Annotated in this window: 20 protein-coding genes and 1 other RNA gene; 2 read left to right on the forward strand and 19 right to left on the reverse strand. The window is 71.0% G+C overall.

The features are described from left to right. Positions 1-14: 14 nt before the first annotated feature. The 16 genes from ftsH to JUB13_RS01910 all read right to left on the reverse strand — a co-directional run bounded on the left by ftsH (position 15) and on the right by JUB13_RS01910 (position 14979). Positions 15-1949, reverse strand: coding sequence for an ATP-dependent zinc metalloprotease FtsH (gene ftsH, locus JUB13_RS01835; protein WP_207476702.1), 1935 nt, complete (start codon positions 1947-1949; stop codon positions 15-17). Positions 1950-2054: 105 nt separating this feature from the next. Beyond that, on the reverse strand, positions 2055-3389 hold the full coding sequence (gene tilS, locus JUB13_RS01840) for a tRNA lysidine(34) synthetase TilS (protein ID WP_207476704.1): 1335 nt from the start codon (positions 3387-3389) through the stop codon (positions 2055-2057). Next, complete coding sequence (gene ybgF, locus JUB13_RS01845; protein ID WP_207476706.1) at positions 3386-4312, reverse strand: tol-pal system protein YbgF; 927 nt, start codon at positions 4310-4312, stop codon at positions 3386-3388. Before ybgF ends, tilS begins: the two co-directional genes overlap by 4 nt. 172 nt (positions 4313-4484) lie before the next feature. Then, the gene (pal, locus tag JUB13_RS01850; RefSeq protein WP_207476708.1) at positions 4485-4982 is read right to left on the reverse strand and encodes a peptidoglycan-associated lipoprotein Pal; all 498 of its coding nucleotides are present in this window, start codon (positions 4980-4982) and stop codon (positions 4485-4487) included. Positions 4983-5123: 141 nt separating this feature from the next. After that, positions 5124-6470 (reverse strand): Tol-Pal system beta propeller repeat protein TolB, encoded by a 1347-nt coding sequence (gene tolB, locus JUB13_RS01855; protein ID WP_207477412.1) that lies wholly within the window; start codon positions 6468-6470, stop codon positions 5124-5126. A 107-nt stretch (positions 6471-6577) separates the two neighbouring features. Beyond that, entirely contained in the window at positions 6578-7576 is a 999-nt protein-coding gene (locus tag JUB13_RS01860; protein WP_207476710.1) for a hypothetical protein, read from the reverse strand. A gap of 16 nt (positions 7577-7592) precedes the next feature. Then, the gene (locus tag JUB13_RS01865) at positions 7593-8045 is read right to left on the reverse strand and encodes an ExbD/TolR family protein (RefSeq protein WP_207476713.1); all 453 of its coding nucleotides are present in this window, start codon (positions 8043-8045) and stop codon (positions 7593-7595) included. Position 8046: 1 nt separating this feature from the next. Then, entirely contained in the window at positions 8047-8745 is a 699-nt protein-coding gene (gene tolQ / locus JUB13_RS01870; protein ID WP_207476714.1) for a protein TolQ, read from the reverse strand. Between the two features lie 19 nt (positions 8746-8764). After that, a complete protein-coding gene (locus tag JUB13_RS01875) occupies positions 8765-9259 on the reverse strand; it encodes a YbgC/FadM family acyl-CoA thioesterase (RefSeq protein ID WP_236024652.1) in 495 nt (164 codons plus the stop codon). Continuing rightward, a complete protein-coding gene (gene ruvB / locus JUB13_RS01880; protein WP_407928069.1) occupies positions 9252-10301 on the reverse strand; it encodes a Holliday junction branch migration DNA helicase RuvB in 1050 nt (349 codons plus the stop codon). The genes JUB13_RS01875 and ruvB overlap by 8 nt, the downstream gene beginning before the upstream one ends. A gap of 32 nt (positions 10302-10333) precedes the next feature. Next, complete coding sequence (ruvA, locus tag JUB13_RS01885; protein WP_207476718.1) at positions 10334-10963, reverse strand: Holliday junction branch migration protein RuvA; 630 nt, start codon at positions 10961-10963, stop codon at positions 10334-10336. Further along, positions 10960-11499 carry a crossover junction endodeoxyribonuclease RuvC gene (gene ruvC / locus JUB13_RS01890; protein WP_207477414.1) on the reverse strand — a complete coding sequence of 180 codons (540 nt, stop codon included), beginning with the start codon at positions 11497-11499 and terminating at the stop codon, positions 10960-10962. Before ruvC ends, ruvA begins: the two co-directional genes overlap by 4 nt. A gap of 5 nt (positions 11500-11504) precedes the next feature. After that, a complete protein-coding gene (locus tag JUB13_RS01895) occupies positions 11505-12254 on the reverse strand; it encodes a YebC/PmpR family DNA-binding transcriptional regulator (protein ID WP_207476720.1) in 750 nt (249 codons plus the stop codon). Between the two features lie 227 nt (positions 12255-12481). Next, positions 12482-13102, reverse strand: a complete 621-nt coding sequence (locus JUB13_RS01900; RefSeq protein ID WP_207476722.1) for a 2-hydroxychromene-2-carboxylate isomerase — start codon at positions 13100-13102, stop codon at positions 12482-12484. A gap of 99 nt (positions 13103-13201) precedes the next feature. Continuing rightward, complete coding sequence (locus tag JUB13_RS01905) at positions 13202-14377, reverse strand: aminotransferase class V-fold PLP-dependent enzyme (RefSeq protein ID WP_207476724.1); 1176 nt, start codon at positions 14375-14377, stop codon at positions 13202-13204. A 173-nt stretch (positions 14378-14550) separates the two neighbouring features. Next, positions 14551-14979, reverse strand: a complete 429-nt coding sequence (locus tag JUB13_RS01910; RefSeq protein ID WP_207476726.1) for a DoxX family protein — start codon at positions 14977-14979, stop codon at positions 14551-14553. A 142-nt stretch (positions 14980-15121) separates the two neighbouring features. On the opposite strand from JUB13_RS01910, the gene JUB13_RS01915 reads away from it, so the two are divergent. Both JUB13_RS01915 and JUB13_RS01920 read left to right on the forward strand, forming a co-directional pair. Beyond that, a complete protein-coding gene (locus tag JUB13_RS01915; RefSeq protein ID WP_207476728.1) occupies positions 15122-16057 on the forward strand; it encodes a LysR family transcriptional regulator in 936 nt (311 codons plus the stop codon). A gap of 176 nt (positions 16058-16233) precedes the next feature. Beyond that, positions 16234-16590 (forward strand): hypothetical protein, encoded by a 357-nt coding sequence (locus JUB13_RS01920; RefSeq protein ID WP_207476729.1) that lies wholly within the window; start codon positions 16234-16236, stop codon positions 16588-16590. Between the two features lie 19 nt (positions 16591-16609). Here the strand turns inward: JUB13_RS01920 and JUB13_RS01925 are convergent, their stop codons facing one another. From JUB13_RS01925 to ssrS, 3 genes are all read right to left on the reverse strand, one after another. Next, a complete protein-coding gene (locus JUB13_RS01925; protein WP_207476731.1) occupies positions 16610-17437 on the reverse strand; it encodes a TIGR00282 family metallophosphoesterase in 828 nt (275 codons plus the stop codon). Further along, positions 17434-18021, reverse strand: coding sequence for a 5-formyltetrahydrofolate cyclo-ligase (locus JUB13_RS01930; RefSeq protein ID WP_207477415.1), 588 nt, complete (start codon positions 18019-18021; stop codon positions 17434-17436). The genes JUB13_RS01925 and JUB13_RS01930 overlap by 4 nt, the downstream gene beginning before the upstream one ends. A gap of 43 nt (positions 18022-18064) precedes the next feature. Then, positions 18065-18225, reverse strand: a non-coding RNA gene (ssrS, locus tag JUB13_RS01935) — 6S RNA. Positions 18226-18231 lie beyond the last annotated feature (6 nt).

The raw sequence follows: 18231 nt of genomic DNA on the forward strand, positions 1-18231 counted from the left end.
ACCGGACCCCTGGTTCAGGTCCCCGGCTGCGGCTCTGGCTCGAAGCCGCCGGTGTCCTTGGGGCCGCTGGTCGGCACCGAGGTGCGGCGGCCGGCCGCCGGCGGCTGCGGCCGGGGCGGCGCGTCGGTACGGTCCGGCCGGATGACGGGCTCGCCGCGCAGCAACGCGTTGATCTCGTCGCCCGACAGGGTCTCGTACTCGAGCAGGCCCTTGGCGAGGGTGTGGAGCTGGTCGTTGTACTCGGTCAGGATCCGCCGCGCCGTGGCATAGGCCGTGTCGACGATGCGGCGCACCTCGGCGTCGACCTCGCGGGCGGTGGCGTCGGCCATGTTCTTGTGCTGGGTCACGGAGTGGCCCAGGAAGACCTCCTGGCTGGGCTCGCCGTACATCAGCGGGCCCATCTTCTCGCTCATGCCCCACTCGGTGACCATGCGGCGGGAGATGTCGGTCGCCATCTTGATGTCCGAGGACGCGCCGGTGGTGACGCGCTCGACGCCAAAGATGATTTCCTCGGCGACGCGGCCGCCCATCGCGACGGCCAGGTCGGCCTCCAGCTTCGCCTTGCTCAGCGAGATGCGGTCGCCTTCCGGCAGGCGCATCACCATGCCCAGCGCGCGGCCGCGCGGGATGATGGTGGCCTTGTGCACGGGGTCGCTGTCCTTCATGTGGATCGCGACGATGGCGTGGCCGGCCTCGTGATAGGCCGTGAGCTTCTTCTCGTCCTCGGTCATGACCATCGAGCGCCGCTCGGCGCCCATCATGACCTTGTCCTTGGCGGCTTCGAACTCGTTCATGCCGACGACGCGCTTGCTCATGCGCGCGGCCAGCAGCGCCGCCTCGTTCACGAGGTTGGCGAGGTCGGCGCCCGAGAAGCCGGGCGTGCCGCGGGCGATCGTCCGCGCGTCCACGTCGGGCGCCAGCGGCACCTTGCGCATGTGGACCTTCAGGATCTTCTCGCGGCCGAGCACGTCGGGGTTCGGGACGACCACCTGGCGGTCGAAGCGGCCCGGACGCAGCAGCGCGGGATCGAGCACGTCGGGGCGGTTGGTCGCGGCAATGAGGATCACGCCCTCGTTCGCCTCGAAGCCGTCCATCTCGACCAGCAGCTGGTTCAGGGTCTGCTCGCGCTCGTCGTTGCCGCCGCCGAGACCCGCGCCGCGGTGGCGGCCGACGGCGTCGATCTCGTCGATGAAGATGATGCAGGGGGCGTTCTTCTTGCCCTGCTCGAACATGTCACGCACGCGCGAGGCGCCGACGCCCACGAACATCTCGACGAAGTCGGAGCCCGAGATCGTGAAGAACGGGACGTTGGCCTCGCCGGCGACGGCGCGCGCGGTCAGCGTCTTGCCGGTGCCCGGCGGGCCGACGAGCAGAACGCCCTTGGGGATCTTGCCGCCGAGGCGCTGGAACTTCTGCGGGTCCTTCAGGAACTCGACGATCTCCTGGAGCTCCTGCTTGGCCTCGTCGATGCCGGCGACGTCGTCGAAGGTGACGCGGCCGACCTTCTCGGTCAGCAGCCGGGCGCGGGACTTGCCGAAGCCCATGGCCTTGCCGCCGCCGGACTGCATCTGGCGCATGAAGAAGATCCACACACCGATCAGCAGCAGCATGGGGAACCACGACAGGAGCACGCTGAACAGCGAGGGCACGTTGCTGTCGTCGGGCATCGCGCTGATGCGGACGTTCTTGTTGGCCAGCCTGTCCACGAGGTTCGCCTCGGGCGGCGAATAGGTGCTGAAGGAACGGCCGTCCGTGAAGTGCCCGCTGATCTGGTTGCCCTTGATCGTCACGTCAGCGATCTGGCCGCGCTCGACGTCGTTCAGGAAGTCGCTGAACGGGACGCTGGCCTGGGGGCTGCGGGTGGACGAACTCTGGAACAGGTTGAACAGGGCTACGAGCAGCAGCCCGATGATGATCCAGAGTGCCAGATTCTTACCGAAGTTGTTCACGGTCCAAGCCTTTCGTCGAACAGCCCCGAGCCTGTACGGCGCGGCAAGCTCCGCCCCCGTGCGGGGGAGGCGCTCCTAAGCAGATTAGATAATGACGGTTGCTCATCAAACAACCGCGAAGGGGGCACTGCCGAGGGGCCTTTCCGGTGCGAAGACCGCCCGGGCCGCCAGGGCCGTGGCGCGCATGCCGGGATCGGTCCCATCTTTGTCCCCATCCATGTCACGGAACCCCACCGATGGAACCGCGATCAGGCGCTCCCCGGACCAGAATGCCGGCAGCGTCTCGAGTACCGGCGCCGGAAGTCCGGCCGTCGCGGCACCCATCGCCCGCTGCACTGCCTGCCGTCCCGCCTCTCCCAGCGCGCCGACCGCAAGTCCGCCGGTCCCTTGCATATCGACGAGGAAACGCCCATCCCACCGCTGCGGTTCACCGGACACCAGAGGAATGCGGCGCTGAACCGCCGAGGGCTCGCGCGCGACCAGGATCCGGCCCCGCCAGCGCCGGACCAGACAGCCGCCAAGCGTCCTTCCGTGGCAGCCCGGCAGCTCCGCCGCCAGCGCCTCGGCCGCTGCGCGGCGAACCGGCGCCTGGCCGACGGTCTCCAGGCAACGGAGCAGAGCGCGCAGCCGCAGCTCCGGCTCCGCGGCCTCCAGGACCGCAGCGTCCAGCAGGATCCAGCCCTCCGGCCGGATCTCGGCCGACCGGGCCAGCAGCGCCGTGACGGCGCGGTCGAGCGCGGCGCGGGCGCCGGCGCAGCGGCGCGCCGTCTCCCCGAGACCTCCCGCCGTGAGCCCCTCCTCGGCCAGAACTGCGGCGCTGCGCCGCAGCCGCGCCCGTGCGAAGGTCTGGGACCGGTTGGCGGGATCCTCGACCCAAGGTTGCCCATCTTGCGCGAGCATGGACGCAAGACGGGTACGCGAAACGGTCAGGAGGGGGCGCAGGATGCGCACGAGCTGCGACTCGCGGACCGCAGGCATCCCGGCCAGCCCGTCCGGGCCGCTGCCGCGGGCCAGGCGCATCAGCACCGTTTCGGCTTGGTCCTCGCGCTGATGAGCCAGCAGCAGGTGCAGGATGCCCTCTGCGTGGCAGCGCGCCTCCAGCAGAGCCAGACGCGCCGCGCGGGCGGCCTCCTGGATGCCGGTGCCGGGTTTCGGCCCCGTCCAGGACAGCACGGCGTGGGCGATCCCGCGGGCGCCCAGCCAGGTCCCGACCTGTGCTGCCTCGGCGGCCGAGCCGGGTCGAAGGCCATGATCGACCGTCAGCGCCAGGACGTGGCCGCCGCGCGCGACGGCCCAGCCATGCGCCAGGAGGCAGAGTGCCAGGCTGTCGGGGCCACCCGACACGCCAACCGCCAGGCGCGGACGCGGCTCGAACGGTCCGAGCCGGTCGAGGAGATCCGCAAAGGCGGCCTGTGAAAGCGGGCTGTCGTCGTCTGTCACGAGCAGTTCAGGCGCCCGCGCTCCTGATCCGCGCGGCGCTTGATGGTCGCCGGCGCGTCGGGAAAGGCCTTGCCGAGCTGGGCGAAGGCGAGGCAGGCGTCGTCCTTGCGGCCGAGCGCCGAGAGGGAAAGGCCCAGCTTCAGAAGGTTGTCCGGCGCCTTCGGCCCCTTGGGTGCCTTCTGGTAGCCCTCGCCATAGGCCTCGGCCGCCTGGCGGAACTGGTTGCGGGCGTAATAGGTCTCGGCCAGCCAGTACTGCGCGTTCGGCGTCAGCGAATGGTTGGGGTTGGCCTTCACGAACTGGGCGAAGGCCTGCTCCGCCTTGGCGTAGTCGGCGCTGCGCAGCATCTGGAAGGCGCGATCGTATTGCTCCTGCGCGTTGCCGGCGGGAAGCTGCGCCTGGGCGTCGGGCCTGCCAGCGGGAGCGGCCGGCGCCTGCGCCGCAGCCTGCTGTGGCGGACGCGCGGCGGGAGCGGCGCCGGCCGCGGGCTGCGCCGACGGGCTCCCTGCCGGGGCGCCAGCCAGCTTCTGATCGAGCTCCTGGAGGCGGATCTCCAGGTCCTCCTGCATCTTCTCAAGGCGCTGGCGTGTCTGCGTCAGGCCGTACTGCAGCTCCTCGTTCCTGCCCGTCAGCGTCGCGATCTCGCGCTCGAGCCGGCTGAGCCGGACCTCGAAATCCGCCGCCAGGTTGCCAGGCGTCAGCGATCCGCCGGGCGCCGGGGCAGCCGCCGAGGCCGGAGGCGGACTACCGCGGTAGACCTGCCGGTTCAGCGTGTCGACCTCGTTCTCCAGCCGGTTCAGCCTGTTCAGCAGCGTGCCCATGTCCTGGGCCGCGGCCGGAAGGGTCGCGGCCATCGCCGCGCCGAACAGCAGGACCGCCGCCAGGCGGCGATGACGGTGAATGGAGCGGGACGCAGGGATCATGATGTCTTCGGAGGCTGCTGAGGGTCGAAGGTGACGCCCCATGGGGGCGAAAGTGTGGCGCGGCCACGTCGCGTCGCGCCCGAAACGCAAAGGCGCCGTCCCCTGCCCGCCCATGGACGGGTCCATGGGCCGAAGGAGACGGCGCCTTGTCGCGCGGTTCCGCGCGTCCAGATTACTGGACGACGGTGACGCCGCGGCGGTTCTGGGCCCAGGCGGCCTCGTTCGAACCGAGGACGGCCGGACGCTCCTTGCCGTAGCTGATGACGCCGACGCGGTTCGGATCGACGCCGCGGGCCACCAGGTAGTTCTTCACCGCGTTGGCGCGGCGCTCGCCGAGGGCGAGGTTGTACTCGCGCGTGCCGCGCTCGTCGGCATGGCCTTCGACCTGGATGGTCACGGCGCGGTACTGGTTCAGCCACTGGGCCTGACGGTCCAGGGTCGAGCGGGCCTCGGGCGACAGGTCGTACTGGTCGAAGCCGAAGAAGACGCGGTCGCCCACGTTGACCTCGAAGTCCTGACGGGTGCCCGGACGGACCGCGCCGGCGTTGGTGGTCGGAGCGGTGGCCGAGGTGGCGCCGGTCACGCTGCCGGTGCCGGCGGCATCCTGGTCGGAGCTGCAGGCGGCGAGAAGCGCAACGGCGGCCGCGAGGCCGAGAAGCTTGAGACGCATGTTATTGACCCCCATAAGCGTACAAGTGGTTACAGCACGAAGTATTTGCCCCCAGCGTCCTATCGGCCGGGCCCGTTTTACGGGCTTTTCGCATGGTCGTCTTGACGCCGTTCGTGCGGTGCGGAAATTAAAGGCGAAAGGTTAAGGAATCAAGGGCGACCACGCCGGGTCCGAGGCGTCCATTGGCGTGACGACCTCGCGCTCGTTCTGCCCCGTCAAGTCGATGCTGTAGAGCCTGGCGCGGCGGCTGCGGCCGTCGCTCGACGGCGTCTCCTTGAAGTACATCAACACGCGGCCATTGGGCGCCCAGGTCGGGCCTTCCACGTGGTAGGCCTCGGTGATCAGCCGCTCGCCGGTGCCGTCGGGCCGGATCACGCCGATGTAGAAGCGGCCCTGATAGAGGCGGGTGAAGGCGATCAGGTCGCCGCGCGGGGACCAGACGGGGTTCGCGTAGCGGCCCTGTCCGAAGGTGATCCGCTTCACGTCGCTGCCGTCCGCACCCATCACGTACAGCTGCTGCGTGCCGCCACGGTCGGACTCGAAGACGATGCGGCTGCCGTCGTCCGAGAAGCTCGGGGCCGTGTCGATGGCCGGATGGTTGGTGAGCTGCTGCGTCCGCCGGGTCCGCAGGTCCATGGCGTAGATCTCGGTGTTGCCGTTGGCCGCCATGGACATCAGGACCCGGTTGCCGTCCGGCGAGAAGCGGGGCGCGAAGGTCATGCCGGGAAAGTCGCCCAGGACCTCCTGCCGGCCGGTCTCCAGGTTGAACAGGTAGACGCGGGGCCGGTTGTTGAAGAAGCTGAGATAGGTGATCTCTTCCGTCGTCGGCGAGTAGCGGGGCGTCAGCACGAGCGACCGCCCGTCGGTCAGGAACTGGTTGTTCTCGCCGTCCTGGTCCATCACCGCCAGCCGCTTGACGCGCTGGTTGGCCGGCCCGCTCTCGGCGATGTAGACGACGCGGCTGTCGAAATAGCCCTTCTCGCCGGTGATGCGCTCATAGATCTGGTCGGCGATCTTGTGGGCGACGCGGCGCCACGCCTTCGGCTCGATACGGTAGGCGAATCCCGTCAGGTGTTGCTGCGCGGCCACGTCCCAAAGGCGGAAGGCCACGCGGACCAGCCCGTCGGGCTGCGGCTCGACGGTGCCCGAGACCAGCGCCTGGGCGCGCAGGACCTGCCAGTCGGCGAAGCGCGGCTGCTGCTGCAGCGAGACCAGGTCCTGGATGAAGGCGCGCTTGTCGATGGGCTTGAAAAGGCCCGAGCGCTCCAAGTCGGCGGAGACCACGGCGGAGATGTCGCGTCCGATCTGCCCCTCGCTCTGGCCCTGGCCGAGCAGGTCGGTGATGGCGATCGGCATCGGCTGCACGGTGCCCCGCGTGATGTCGACGCGCAGCTCGGCCCGGGCCGCTGCGGCGCCGGCGACGAGCACCGCCAGCGCCAGAACGGCGAGCCGGGCGAGACGATCGCAGCGGGTCATGAAGGCGGACATGGTCAAGGAAGCATCCCCTCGGCAAGGAGGCCCGTCAGCAGGGCAAGGCTGATGATTGGGTGGCATCTTGTCGGAAGCGTGGCGCGAAAGGGGTACGTGCGTGACGTCTACATCACGTCGCGCGGGTTGAAGGTCAAGACGGCGTCACGCCAGGTGTCGAATTTTTCCTGAGGCAGGTTGAGCTGCTTGCACTCCTCCTTGTGGAGGGCGCGCATAGCGCTCTCCGCGACGGAGCGGAAGACGCGGTCGCTTGCGAAGCGCGCCTTGTCGACGACGTCCGCGCGCTGCACCGTCCGGTCCCGGCCGATCTGCACCCGGATCTCGACCGAGATGTCCGAGATGCCGGGCTTGCCGGGATCGATGAACCAGCACTGCGCGATCTGCGCGATCAGGGCGTCCTGCTCGCTCATGGTCAGCCGGTCCGACAGCCGCGGCGCGCTCGATTCCGGCGTGCGCGACGCCTCGGCGACCTCGGTCTGCTTCTGGGGCTGCGGCGGCGCGGGCTTCTGCGGCTCCTTCTTGGTCAGATCCTTCAACAGCTGGTTGAAGTCCGGCTGCGGATCCTTCTTCGGAGGCTCCTTCTTCGGCTCGGGCTTGGGCTCCGGCTTCTTCTCCGGCGGCTTCTGCTCGGGCTGCTTCTGCTCGGGCGGCTTCTGCGCGACCTGCTCCTTCTTGGGCTCGGGCGGCGGCTTGGGCGGCTCGGGCTTGCGCTCGGGCTCCGGCGCCTTCGGCGGCTCGGGCGCCTTGACGGGCACGGGCTCGGGCTCCGGCGCCTTGGGGGGCTCCGGCGGTCGCGGCGGCGGCGGGGCCTCTGCCAGCTTCGGCGGATCGGGCGCGCGCTGCTGCGGCGGCGGCGGCGGCGGCGGCGGTGCCGCCGCCGCGGGTGGCGGCGGGGGTGCCGCGGCGGCCGGGCGCGGCGCAGGCGGCTTCGGCTCGGGCGGCTTCTCGTCGATCCGCGTGTTGGTGATCTCGCCGATGTCGACGACCTCGATCGGGATCGCCTGCACCGGCATCTCGAGCGGCTTCGGCCCGGGCAGCACGCCGAGCACGGCGAGCAGGACCGCCGAGACGTGAAGGACTGCCGAGAGGATCAGGCCGTGGCGCATTCTGTCCCGCGGGGTTTCAGCGGACCGGGCGGGGTTCCGGCAGGTTCGCCGCCAGCCCCACCTTGGTATAGCCGGCGGCGCTCATGGTCCCCATGACCTCGAGCATCCGCCCGTACTGGATCGACTTGTCGCCGCGCACGATGATGCGCGCCTCGGGGTTCGCGTTCGTCACGGCCTCGAGGAGCGCGACCAGGTTGTCGACCCCGACCTCGGTCTCCTGCACGAAGACCTTGCCGTCCGGCGCGACCGTGACGAAGAGCGGATCCTTGTTCTGCGGCATCGGCGGCGCCTGGGTGCGCGGCAGGTCGACCGGCACCCCGACGCTCATCAGCGGCGCCGCGACCATGAAGACGATCAGCAGCACCAGCATGACGTCGACGAGCGGCGTCACGTTGATCTCGGCCAGCGGGCGGTAGCCGCGCTTGCGGCCGCCCCGACCCCCGCCCGATCCGGAGAGCTGAACGCCCATGTCAGGCCCGCTCCTCGAGATGGCGCGACAGGATGGCGCTGAACTCCGAGGCGAAGGCATCCAGCCGGTCGCCGTAGCGGCCGAGATCGTTGGAGAACTTGTTGTAGGCCACCACGGCGGGGATCGCCGCGACCAGGCCCAGAGCCGTCGCGAACAGCGCCTCGGCGATGCCCGGCGCAACCACCGCGAGGCTCGTGTTGTTCGAGCCCGCGATGGCGCTGAACGAGTTCATGATGCCCCACACCGTGCCGAACAGCCCGACGAAGGGCGCGGTCGAGCCGACCGTCGCCAGCACCGGCATGTAGCGCTCGGCCCGCGACATCTCGCGGCCGATGGTGACCGACATGACGCGCTCGATGCGCTGCTGCAGGCTGGCCTTGACGCCCGCCGGGAAGCCCTTCTCGGTGGCGTGGCGCCATTCGCGCATACCCGCCGCGAAGGTCGCGGACATGGGGTCGCCGGGGCGCTTGCCCACGCGCTCATACAGCGAATCCAGCGAGCCGCCGGACCAGAAGCTGTCCTCGAAGGCCGCTGCCTCGGAATTCAGCTTCCGCAGCCGCACCAGCTTGTCGAAGATGATCGCCCAGCACCAGACCGACGCCGCCAGCAGCATCAGCATGACCAGCTTGACCACCCAGTCGGCCTGAAGGAACAGGCCCCACATGGACAGGTCGTGCGCCTGAGCCGCAGCACCCATCATCCCATCTCTCCTCGATTCCTCAGTCCCGCCCGCCCTCGGCCGCCGCCGCGAGCGCCTCGAGCGCCCTGCCGACCGCAGCCGGCAGACGCACGGGCCTGCCGTCGCGATTGAGGCAGCACAAGGTTAACGAAATCCGAACTTGAGCTCCGCGCCCGGCGGGCGCGGCATCCATGTCACGATCTTGGCTCTCGACGATCTGCTCGATGTCGATCGTGGCGCCGCGCACGGCCAGGATCCGGCTGCGCACCCGCAGCAGGTCGTCCAGCCGGGCCGGGCGGTCGAACTCGACGGAGCAGCGCCGGACCGCGAAGATCGTCCCCTCGGTCTCGGCCATGCTCCGGTGCTCGGTGCCCAGCAGCCGCATCATCTCTGTGCGTGCCCGCTCGGCCCAGCGCAGGTAGTTCGCGTGGTACACGATGCCCCCGGCATCCGTGTCCTCGTAGTAGACGCGGACGGGCAGGACGTGCACGCCGCCCTCCAGCGCACCGGACAACGCGCGAGCCGCCTCAGTCATCGAGCTCTCCCGCATCCGCCTCGTCGCGGGCCGCAAGCAGGTCGAGCTGGCGCCCCGGCACCGGTGGCACGGCCAGGCCGAGATAGCGAAACCCCTGGTCCGTCAGCATGCGCCCGCGCGGCGTGCGCTGCAGCAGGCCCTGCTGGATCAGGTAGGGCTCGATCACCTCCTCCAGCACGTCGCGCGCCTCGGAAAGCGCTGCGGCCAGGGTCTCGACGCCCACCGGCCCGCCCGCGTAGTTGCCCGCGATGCAGCCGAGATAGCGCCGGTCCATGGCGTCGAGCCCCATGCGGTCGACCTCGAGCCGGTTCAGCGCCGCGTCCGCGATGCCGGCATCGACGGCGGCCGCTCCCGCGACGGCCGCGAAATCCCGTACCCGGCGCAACAGACGCCCGGCGACGCGCGGCGTGCCGCGCGCGCGCCGCGCGATCTCGCCGGCACCGTCGGGCGTCAGGTCGAAGCCGAGCACGCGCGCGCCGCGGCTGACGATCAGCTCCAGCTCGTCGGGCTCGTAGAACTGCATGCGCAGGGGGATGCCGAAGCGCTCGCGCAACGGCCGCGTGATCAGCCCCGAGCGGGTGGTGGCCCCCACCAGGGTGAAGGGCGGCAGGTCGATGCGCACGGACCGCGCCGAGGGGCCCTCCCCAATGATGAGGTCCAGATGGAAATCCTCCATCGCCGGGTACAGCACCTCCTCGACGGCGGGCGACAGGCGGTGGATCTCGTCGATGAACAGCACGTCGTGGGGCTGGAGGTTGGTCAGCAGCGCGGCGAGGTCGCCGGCGCGGGCGATCACCGGCCCCGAGGTCGCCCGGAACCCCGCGCCAAGCTCCCGGGCCACGATCTGGGCCAGCGTCGTCTTGCCGAGGCCGGGCGGCCCGAACAGCAGCACGTGGTCCAGCGGCTCGCCCCGGCTGCGGGCGGCCTGGATGAAGATGCCGAGATTCTCGCGCACCTGGCGCTGGCCGATGAACTCGGCGAGCGAGAGCGGCCGGATCGTCTGGTCCGGCGCCTCGCCGGGCAGCGCCGCGGCCTGGACCATCCGGTCCGGGGAACGGTCGGCGGGGTCGGGCATCAGGCGCTCAGCTCCTTGAGACCGGCCCGGATCAGCGCCTGCACGGTGGCACCATCGCCGAGCTGCCGGGCGGCGGTCGCGACCGCCGTGAACGCATCGGCCCGGCGGTAGCCGAGATTGACGAGCGCCGAGACCGCATCGGCCGTGGCCCCGCCGCCATCGGCGCCCACGGGCATGGCGAGCGCCGCGCCCGCCGCGGCGCCGGCGGCGGCCGGCCCGATCCGCAGGTCGGCCACCTTGTCCTTGAGCTCGTTGACGATGCGGGCCGCGAGCTTCGGCCCGACGCCGTCCGCCTGCGCCAGTGCCGTGCGGTCCTGGGCCGCGATGGACTGGGCCAGGCGGTCGGGCTCCAGCACCGAGAGGATCGCCAGCGCGACCTTGGACCCGACCCCCTGGACCGTGGTCAGCACCTTGAACCAGTCGCGCTCGGCCTGGTCCGCGAAGCCGTAGAGGGTGATCGCGTCCTCGCGCACCTGGGTCTCGACCCGCAGGGAGACGCGGCTTCCCGTCCCCTCCAGCCGGCGCAGCGTGCGCACCGAGCAGAAGACGACATAGCCGACGCCGCCGCAGTCCACGATCAGGTGGTCGGTGCCGATGCTGTCGACGGTCCCCGTGAGCTTGCCGATCATCGCGCGGCCCCGGCCATCACGCCGCCGAGCTTGCGGCGGGTCTGGGCGTGGTGCGCATGGCAGATCGCGATCGCCAGCGCATCGGCCGCGTCGGCCGTCGCCGCCACGGCCCCCGGCAGCAGACGCCGCACCATCGCCTGCACCTGGTCCTTGCCGGCCTGCCCGGAGCCCACGACCGACTTCTTCACGAGGCTGGCGGGATACTCCGAGACGTGGAGCCCGGCCCGCGCCGGAACGAGCATCACGACGCCGCGGGCCATGCCGAGCTTCAGGGTCGAGGCCGGGTTCACGTTGACGAAGGTCTCCTCGACCGCGGCCTCCTCGGGCGACCACTCCCCGATCACGGCGGCGAGGCCGTCGTGGATCTGGACCAGCCGCTCGGCGAGCGACAGCGCCTCGTCGGTGTGGACGGCGCCGTCGGCCACGTAGGTCAGCCGGTTGCCGCGCACGTCCACGACGCCCCAGCCGGTGTGACGGAGGCCGGGATCGAGACCGAGCACCCGGAAGGCCGGGCCCGCAGGCGTCTTCGCAGGCATGGACATCAGGCCGTCAGGCGCTCCAGCACGTCCTGGGGGATGTCGAAGTTGCCGGTCACGGTCTGGACGTCGTCGTTGTCGTCCAGCATGTCTATCAGCTTCAGCAGGGTCTTGGCCGTGTCCTCGTCAGGACTGACCGTGTTCAGCGGCCGCCATTCGAGCTTCGCCTGCTCGGGCGTGCCGAAGCGGCCCTCCAGCACGTCGCGGACCGCGGACAGGTCCTCCACCGCCGTGGTGACCTCGTGGCGCTCGGCGTCGGAATCGACGTTCTCGGCCCCGGCCTCGAGCGCCGCCTCGAACATCGCCTCGGCCTCGGCGGCCGCGGCGGGATACACGATCACGCCGACGCGGCTGAACATGAAGGAGACCGAGTTGGTCTCGCCCAGCGTCCCGCCATGCTTGGAGAAGGCCGAACGCACCTCGGAGGCCGTGCGGTTCCGGTTGTCGGTCAGCGCCTCGACGATCAGGGCCACGCCGCCGGGGCCGTAGCCCTCGTAGCGGACCTCCTCGTAGCTGGCGTCGTCGCCGCCCGGGCTGCCCGACTTGATCGCGCGGTCGATGCGGTCGCGCGGCATGTTCTGCGTGCGCGCGGCCTGGATCGCGGCGCGCAGGCGCGGATTGGCCGCCGGGTCCGGCAGGCCCGCCTTGGCCGCGACGGTGATCTCGCGCGCGAGCTTGTTGAAGATCTTCGACCGCTTGGCGTCCTGAGCGCCCTTGCGATGCATGATGTTCTTGAATTGCGAATGGCCGGCCATGCGTCTCGAGCCCCTTCCGCTCCGTGCCGATTGTGTGAAAAGTGGCGGCGTTCTACCACATCTGGTGCAGTGCCGCACGCGACACTTGGCCCGGAACGGGAGCGCCGCGGCGGCGGAGGCCGCTTACAGCGCAGGTCCTGAATAGAAAGTCAATATGGCAGCAATACGGCGCCCAGAAGGGGTACATGCACCCCGGAAATGCCACGGGGCGAGCGGCTGCCGCGGCCTCAACCGGGGGTGTAGGGAGCCCGCCCCGAGCGCAGCGCCTCGTCGAGCAGATCCAGCCGGTCCTGCCCCCAGAACACCTCCCCGTCGAGCACCCAGGACGGCGCGCCGAACACCCCTGCGGCGAGGGCGGCCTGCAGGTTCTCGGCGTATTCCCCGGTCGCCTCCGCCCTGCCCGCACGGTCCAGCAGGGAGGCGGCATCTAGGCCGCACGACGTGGCGACCTCGGCCACCACGGCGGCGTCCTCGAGGTTTCGCTCCTCCGCCCAGACGGCGGCGAAGGCCCGCCGCATGAAGGCGTCGGGGGAGTGGCCGGATGCCGCCAGCGCGATCACCGCGCGGTCGAGAAGCGAGGGATCGAAGGGCGTGTGCCTGGGCCGGGTCACCAGCGGCAGGCCACGCCGGTCACGCCAGCGCTGCAGCTCGACCAGGCGGTACTGCTGGCGCGCCGGGTGACGCCGGGCGAGTGGCAGGCCGCCGGTCTCGGGGAACAGCGCGCCAAGCGCGACGGGCCGGTACGCCACGCGGAGCCCGTGGCTTGCCGCGATCTCCTGGAACGCCGCGTGGCCGAGATAGCTCCAAGGCGAGGCCATGGAGAAGAAGTACTCGATCTCGCGCGGCATCGTCGGTCCCCTTGGGCGGATGGGCGGCGTCACCTTGACGCAGCCACCGGCCCGGCACAAGGGCCCGCGGGTGTCCCCAAGGCCCCGGGCCCGGCCTCCTCAGGCGGCCTCGGCCAGAGCCCGGCAGAAGCGGTCCAGCTCCTCCTCGGTGTTGTAGTAGTGGACCGATGCGCGCACGAGGCTCTCGATGCCGCGCGCCTCCATGTCGAGCCGGGTCGAGCCCACCCGCGTCACCGAGACATTGATGCCGCGGGCGCGCAGCCGCTCCTTCACGGCCTCCGGCGCCTCGCCCGCAGGCGCGAAGGCGACGATGCCGCAGCGCCGCACCCCCAGGTCGGCGACCCGGACGCCCGGCAGCGCGGCCAGACGCGCGCGCAGCCCCTCGGCCAGCTCTCCGACGCGGGCGGCGATGCGGTCGAGCCCCCAAGAGAGCGCGTAGTCCGCGGCCACGCCGAGGCCGATGCGGCCGCCGACGAAGCTCTCCCAGTTCTCGAAACGGCGGGCGTCGGGCCTGATCTCGTAGCGGTCCGGCGCCGTCCAACTCGCCGCGTGGAGATCGAGAAAGGGCGGCTCCAGCCGTTCGATCAGGCCGCGCCGGACATAGAGGAAGCCGGTGCCCCGCGGGCCGCGGAGGTATTTGCGGCCCGTCGCCGACAGCATGTCGCAGCCGATGGCCTCCACGTCCACGGGCATCTGCCCCACCGACTGACAGGCATCAAGCAGGTAGGGGATGCCGGCGGCGCGCGCGACGGCGCCGATCTCGGCCGCCGGGTTCACGAGGCCGCCATTGGTCGGCACATGGGTGACGGCGATCAGCTTCACCCGCTCGTCGATCATGCCCGACAGCGCCTCGACCGACAGGGCGCCGGTCTCGTCGCTCGGCACCGTCTCGACAGAGACGCCGCGGTTCCGCGCGGCCTGCAGGAAGGCGATGTAGTTGCTGGCGTATTCCGCGCGGGCCGTCAGGATCCTGGCACCGGGCCCGAGCGGCAGCGCGTAGAAGGCCATGTCCCAGGCGCGGGTCGCGTTCTCGACCATCGCGATCTCGTCCCGCCGGCAGTTCAGCAGGCGCGCCACGGCATCGTAGGCGTGCTCGATACGGCCATGCGCCTCGGCCTCGGCCTCGTAGCCGCCGATCTCGGCCTCGCGGACCAGATGCCTCTGAACCGCGTCGAGCACGGGGCGCGGCGGCAGGGCCGCGCCGGCATTGTTCAGGTGCAGCACCGTGCCGCAGCCGGGCGTCTCGGCCCGAGCGCGCGCGACGTCGAACTCCATGGTGATCCCCCTCCTCCCGAAGGCCGGCAGTCGAGCACAGGCCCGGCCCAGCGTCGAGGGTCCGCGCAGGGGTTCGGAGTTCCGGGGTCAAGGATTCAGGGGGCCCCTTCGCACGATGATGCGGCGGCGCGGGGCGGAAGGCCCCGCGCCGCCGCTGGTCCCGCCCTTTGGTATTACGCGGGCTGGGGGCCGGCGCGCCGGACGATCCGCCAGGACGGCAGCAGCGCATGAGCGCCGTCGCCGAGAAGGATCAGGGCTGCCTGGGCGGCCGCCAGAAAAGCCGGGTACTCCCAGCCGCCGCCTGGGTTGCCGAAGGCCCAGCCCTTGCCGCTATGGACGACCACCGCCCCCATAAGGACCGGCATCTGGAGCAGCGCGACCCAGCGCACCTGGACGCCGAGGATCAGCAGCAGGCCGCCGCCGACCTCGGCGAGCATGGTGAGATAGGCGAAGACGGCGGGAATGCCGAGCGAGCCGAAGAAGCCGACCGTGCCGGCCGGGGTGAAGACGAAAACCTTCGTCAGGCCGTGCGCCAGAAACATGGCGCCGAGCGCCACACGGAGGATCAGGGCGGCATAGTCGGCGTTGCGGGACTCGGTCATGGCAGGACACCTCGCGATGTGGGGCGGCGGGCCTTGGCAGGCCCTTTTCGTGTCGGCCAGTGTCCCATGCCCAGGCCTGGACATAATCGGTCGATTGCGCAATTGATCGTCAAAGGCAGGTTGACAATCCAAGAGGTGCTGAATGGATCGCCTGGCCGCCATGGAGCTGTTCGTCCGGATCGTGGAGACCGGCAGCTTCTCGGCTGCGGCAGAGCAGCTCGGCATGTCGCGCGCCCTGGCCAGCCGCACAATCATCGACCTGGAGGAGCGGCTGGGAACGCGACTGCTGAACCGGACCACGCGGCGGCTCAGCCCGACCGAGGCGGGCGCGGCCTATTGCCGGCGCGCCCAGAGAATCCTGGCCGACGTGGCCGAAGCCGACGAGGAGGCATCGGCCCTGCATGCCCGGCCGCGCGGCGTGCTGCGCGTCTCAGCGCCCATGAGCTTCGGGCCTCTGCACGTTGCGCCCGACATCGGCGACTACATGCGACTGAACCCCGAGGTCACGGTCGAGCTGGCTCTCAACGACCGCGTCGTCGACCTTGTCGAGGAAGGCTTCGACGTGGCGATCCGCATCGGGCGGCTGGCGGATTCCACGCTTGTGGCGCGCCGGCTCGCCGTCTGCCGCATCCTGGCCTGCGCCTCGCCAGCCTACCTCGCGGAGCATGGCGAGCCCCGGCACCCGGCGGATCTCGCACGCCATCACTGCCTTGCCTATGCCTACGATTCCTTCCGCGGCAACTGGACCTTCGAGGGGCCCGAAGGGGCGGTGACGGTGCAGCTCTCCAGCCGCCTGTCGGCCAACAGCGGAACGGCGCTGATGGCCGCGGTCTGCGCCGGGGTGGGCATCGCCGTGCAGCCGGACTTCATCGCGGCGCCGGATATCCGCGCCGGGCGCGCGGTGGAGATCCTGCCGGACTGGCGGCTGCCCGAACTCGCCGTGCATGCCGTCTATCCGCCGACACGCAGCCTTTCGGCGAAGGTCCGGAGCTTCGTGGACTTCCTCGCGGCGCGGTACCGGACGCCGGCCTGGACCCTGCCGGCACCACTCACTCCGCCAGGAAGTGGCCTCACGTAGCGGGCGCGCGGCCGGATCAGGCGCGCATCGGCATACTGCTCCAGCACATGGCCGACCCAGCCGACGGCGCGCCCCAGCGCGGAGAGCGCCAGCGCTCCACCCGGGGAAGGTATGCGCCTCCTGACAGCGGCAGGGCGCGACGCCATATGGTCCTGGGCAGCATCCTGGAGATCGCCATGAGGTTCCTTCCGCCCGCGGCGGCGCTGGCGCTCGCCGCCTGCGCGGCACTGCCGCCGCAGCCGCCCGCCCCCCCGGACATGGCGGCTCGCGTCGCGGCCTTCCCAGCGCATCAGTGCAGCCAGGCGACGGCGCGCGTGCTGACCGGCGCCGGCCTGAGCGCCGCGCAGGTGCGGCAGGTCTTCTACGAGCCCATCGTTTCGGGAGGGATTGCACACCGGGTGATCGGCCATCTCGCCTGGGTCCGGGTCCAGGACCAGCCCGGCTATCTCGTGGCCGACATGGACACCGACTGCCGCATGCGCACGGTCTTCACCCGGGACGGCATGCGGATCGCAGGGCTGCCGGCCTTCTGAGGACCCTTTCCTACAGGAATCAGCCCTGCGAGAGCTCGGGCATGGCGCGGGACAGGCGCCCGCCCAGCCGCACGGGCTCGGTCCGGACCGCGAGGCCCGTGCGGTCGTCGGTCTCGACGAAGACGCCGCACACCGTCCCCTCACCCTCGGCGGGGCTCAGCCGTTCGCCCGGCATCTTGCGGACGAAGCGCGCAATGGCGGGTTCCTTGCGCATCCCGATCACGCTGTCGTAGTCGCCGCACATCCCGGCATCGGACTGATAGGCGGTGCCGCCCGGCAGGATCTGAAGGTCTGCGGTCGGCACGTGGCTGTGGGTCCCCACCACCAGCGACGCGCGGCCGTCCAGGAAATGCCCCATGGCCATCTTCTCGGAGGTCGCCTCGCCATGGGCGTCGACGATCACCGCGTCGACCCCGCCGGGTCCCAGGCGGAACTGCCGCAGGGCGCGGTCGCAGGCGGCGAAGGGATCGTCGAGCGGGTCCATGAAGAGCCGCAGCATCACGTTCAGGACGAGGATCCGGCGCCCGCGATCGGTCTGGAAGACCGCCCCGCCCCGCCCCGGCGTCCCCTCGGGGAAGTTGATGGGTCGCAGGATCCGGGGCTCGCGGTCGATGGCGCCGATCAGCTCCTTCTGGTCCCAGACGTGGTTTCCGGTCGTGATGCAGTCGACCTCGGCCGCGAAGAACTCCTGGGCGATCTTGTCGTTGATGCCGAAGCCGCCGGCCGCGTTCTCGCCGTTCACGACCACGAAGTCGGGCTGGAGCGCAGCGCGCAGCTCGGGCAGGTGCCGCAGCAGCGCGTCGCGGCCGCTGCGCCCGACCACGTCGCCCAGGAAAAGCAGCCTCATGCGCGGCTCCCGCGCAGGGCGGAAAGGTCGATGGCTTCTGTCTCGGTGACGATCCAGTCCAGCGGCTCGTCCAGCCCGTCGCAGGGAACGGCGTCAGCCTCCTGCGCGGCATAGGCGAGCCCGACGGCCAGCACGGGACCGCGGGCGCGCAGCTCCGCGAGCGTCCGGTCGTAGAAGCCGGCGCCGTAGCCCAGACGTCCGCCGCGGCGGTCGAAGGCGAGCATGGGCACCAGGACCAGGCGCGGCGATACCTCCTCGGTTCCCGCCAGGGGCTCGGGAATGCCGAGCGCGCCCGGGGCGAGTCGATCGCCGGGCGACCAGCGGCGGAATTTCAGGGGCCTTCCGCGCGCCTCGGCCACCGGCAGCGCCAGGGTGGCTCCGCGCCCGTTCAGCGCCAGCATCAGCGGAAGGGGGTCCAGCTCGTCATGGACGCGGCAGTAGCCCGAAACCGGAGTTCCCGGCGACAGGGGCAGCACTGCGAGGGCATGCTCGCGCACCCGGTCGGCCGCGTCGGGCACGGACCGCGCCGCCTCGGCGCGGCGGCGGCGCGCGGCGGCGCGAGCCGTCCGCTTCAGCGCGGCCAGCTCGGCCTCGTCCCGTACGGGATCACGGGCATGGAATGAGCGGGAAGGTGCCGCCTCGGCCGATGGCATATGCGTATCCTCCGCGGCCTGCACTATGCAGGTGGGCGCCGTGTACCGAGACCACGATCCCGGCAGGGACAGCTCCCTGGGAAGATAGGTATCGGCCCCGGGGATAATGCAGCCTGGCGCACCGCGCAGCAGCCTTCCCGC

This window comes from Arenibaculum pallidiluteum (assembly GCF_017355985.1).
Taxonomy (GTDB): Bacteria; Pseudomonadota; Alphaproteobacteria; order Azospirillales; family Azospirillaceae; genus Arenibaculum; species Arenibaculum pallidiluteum.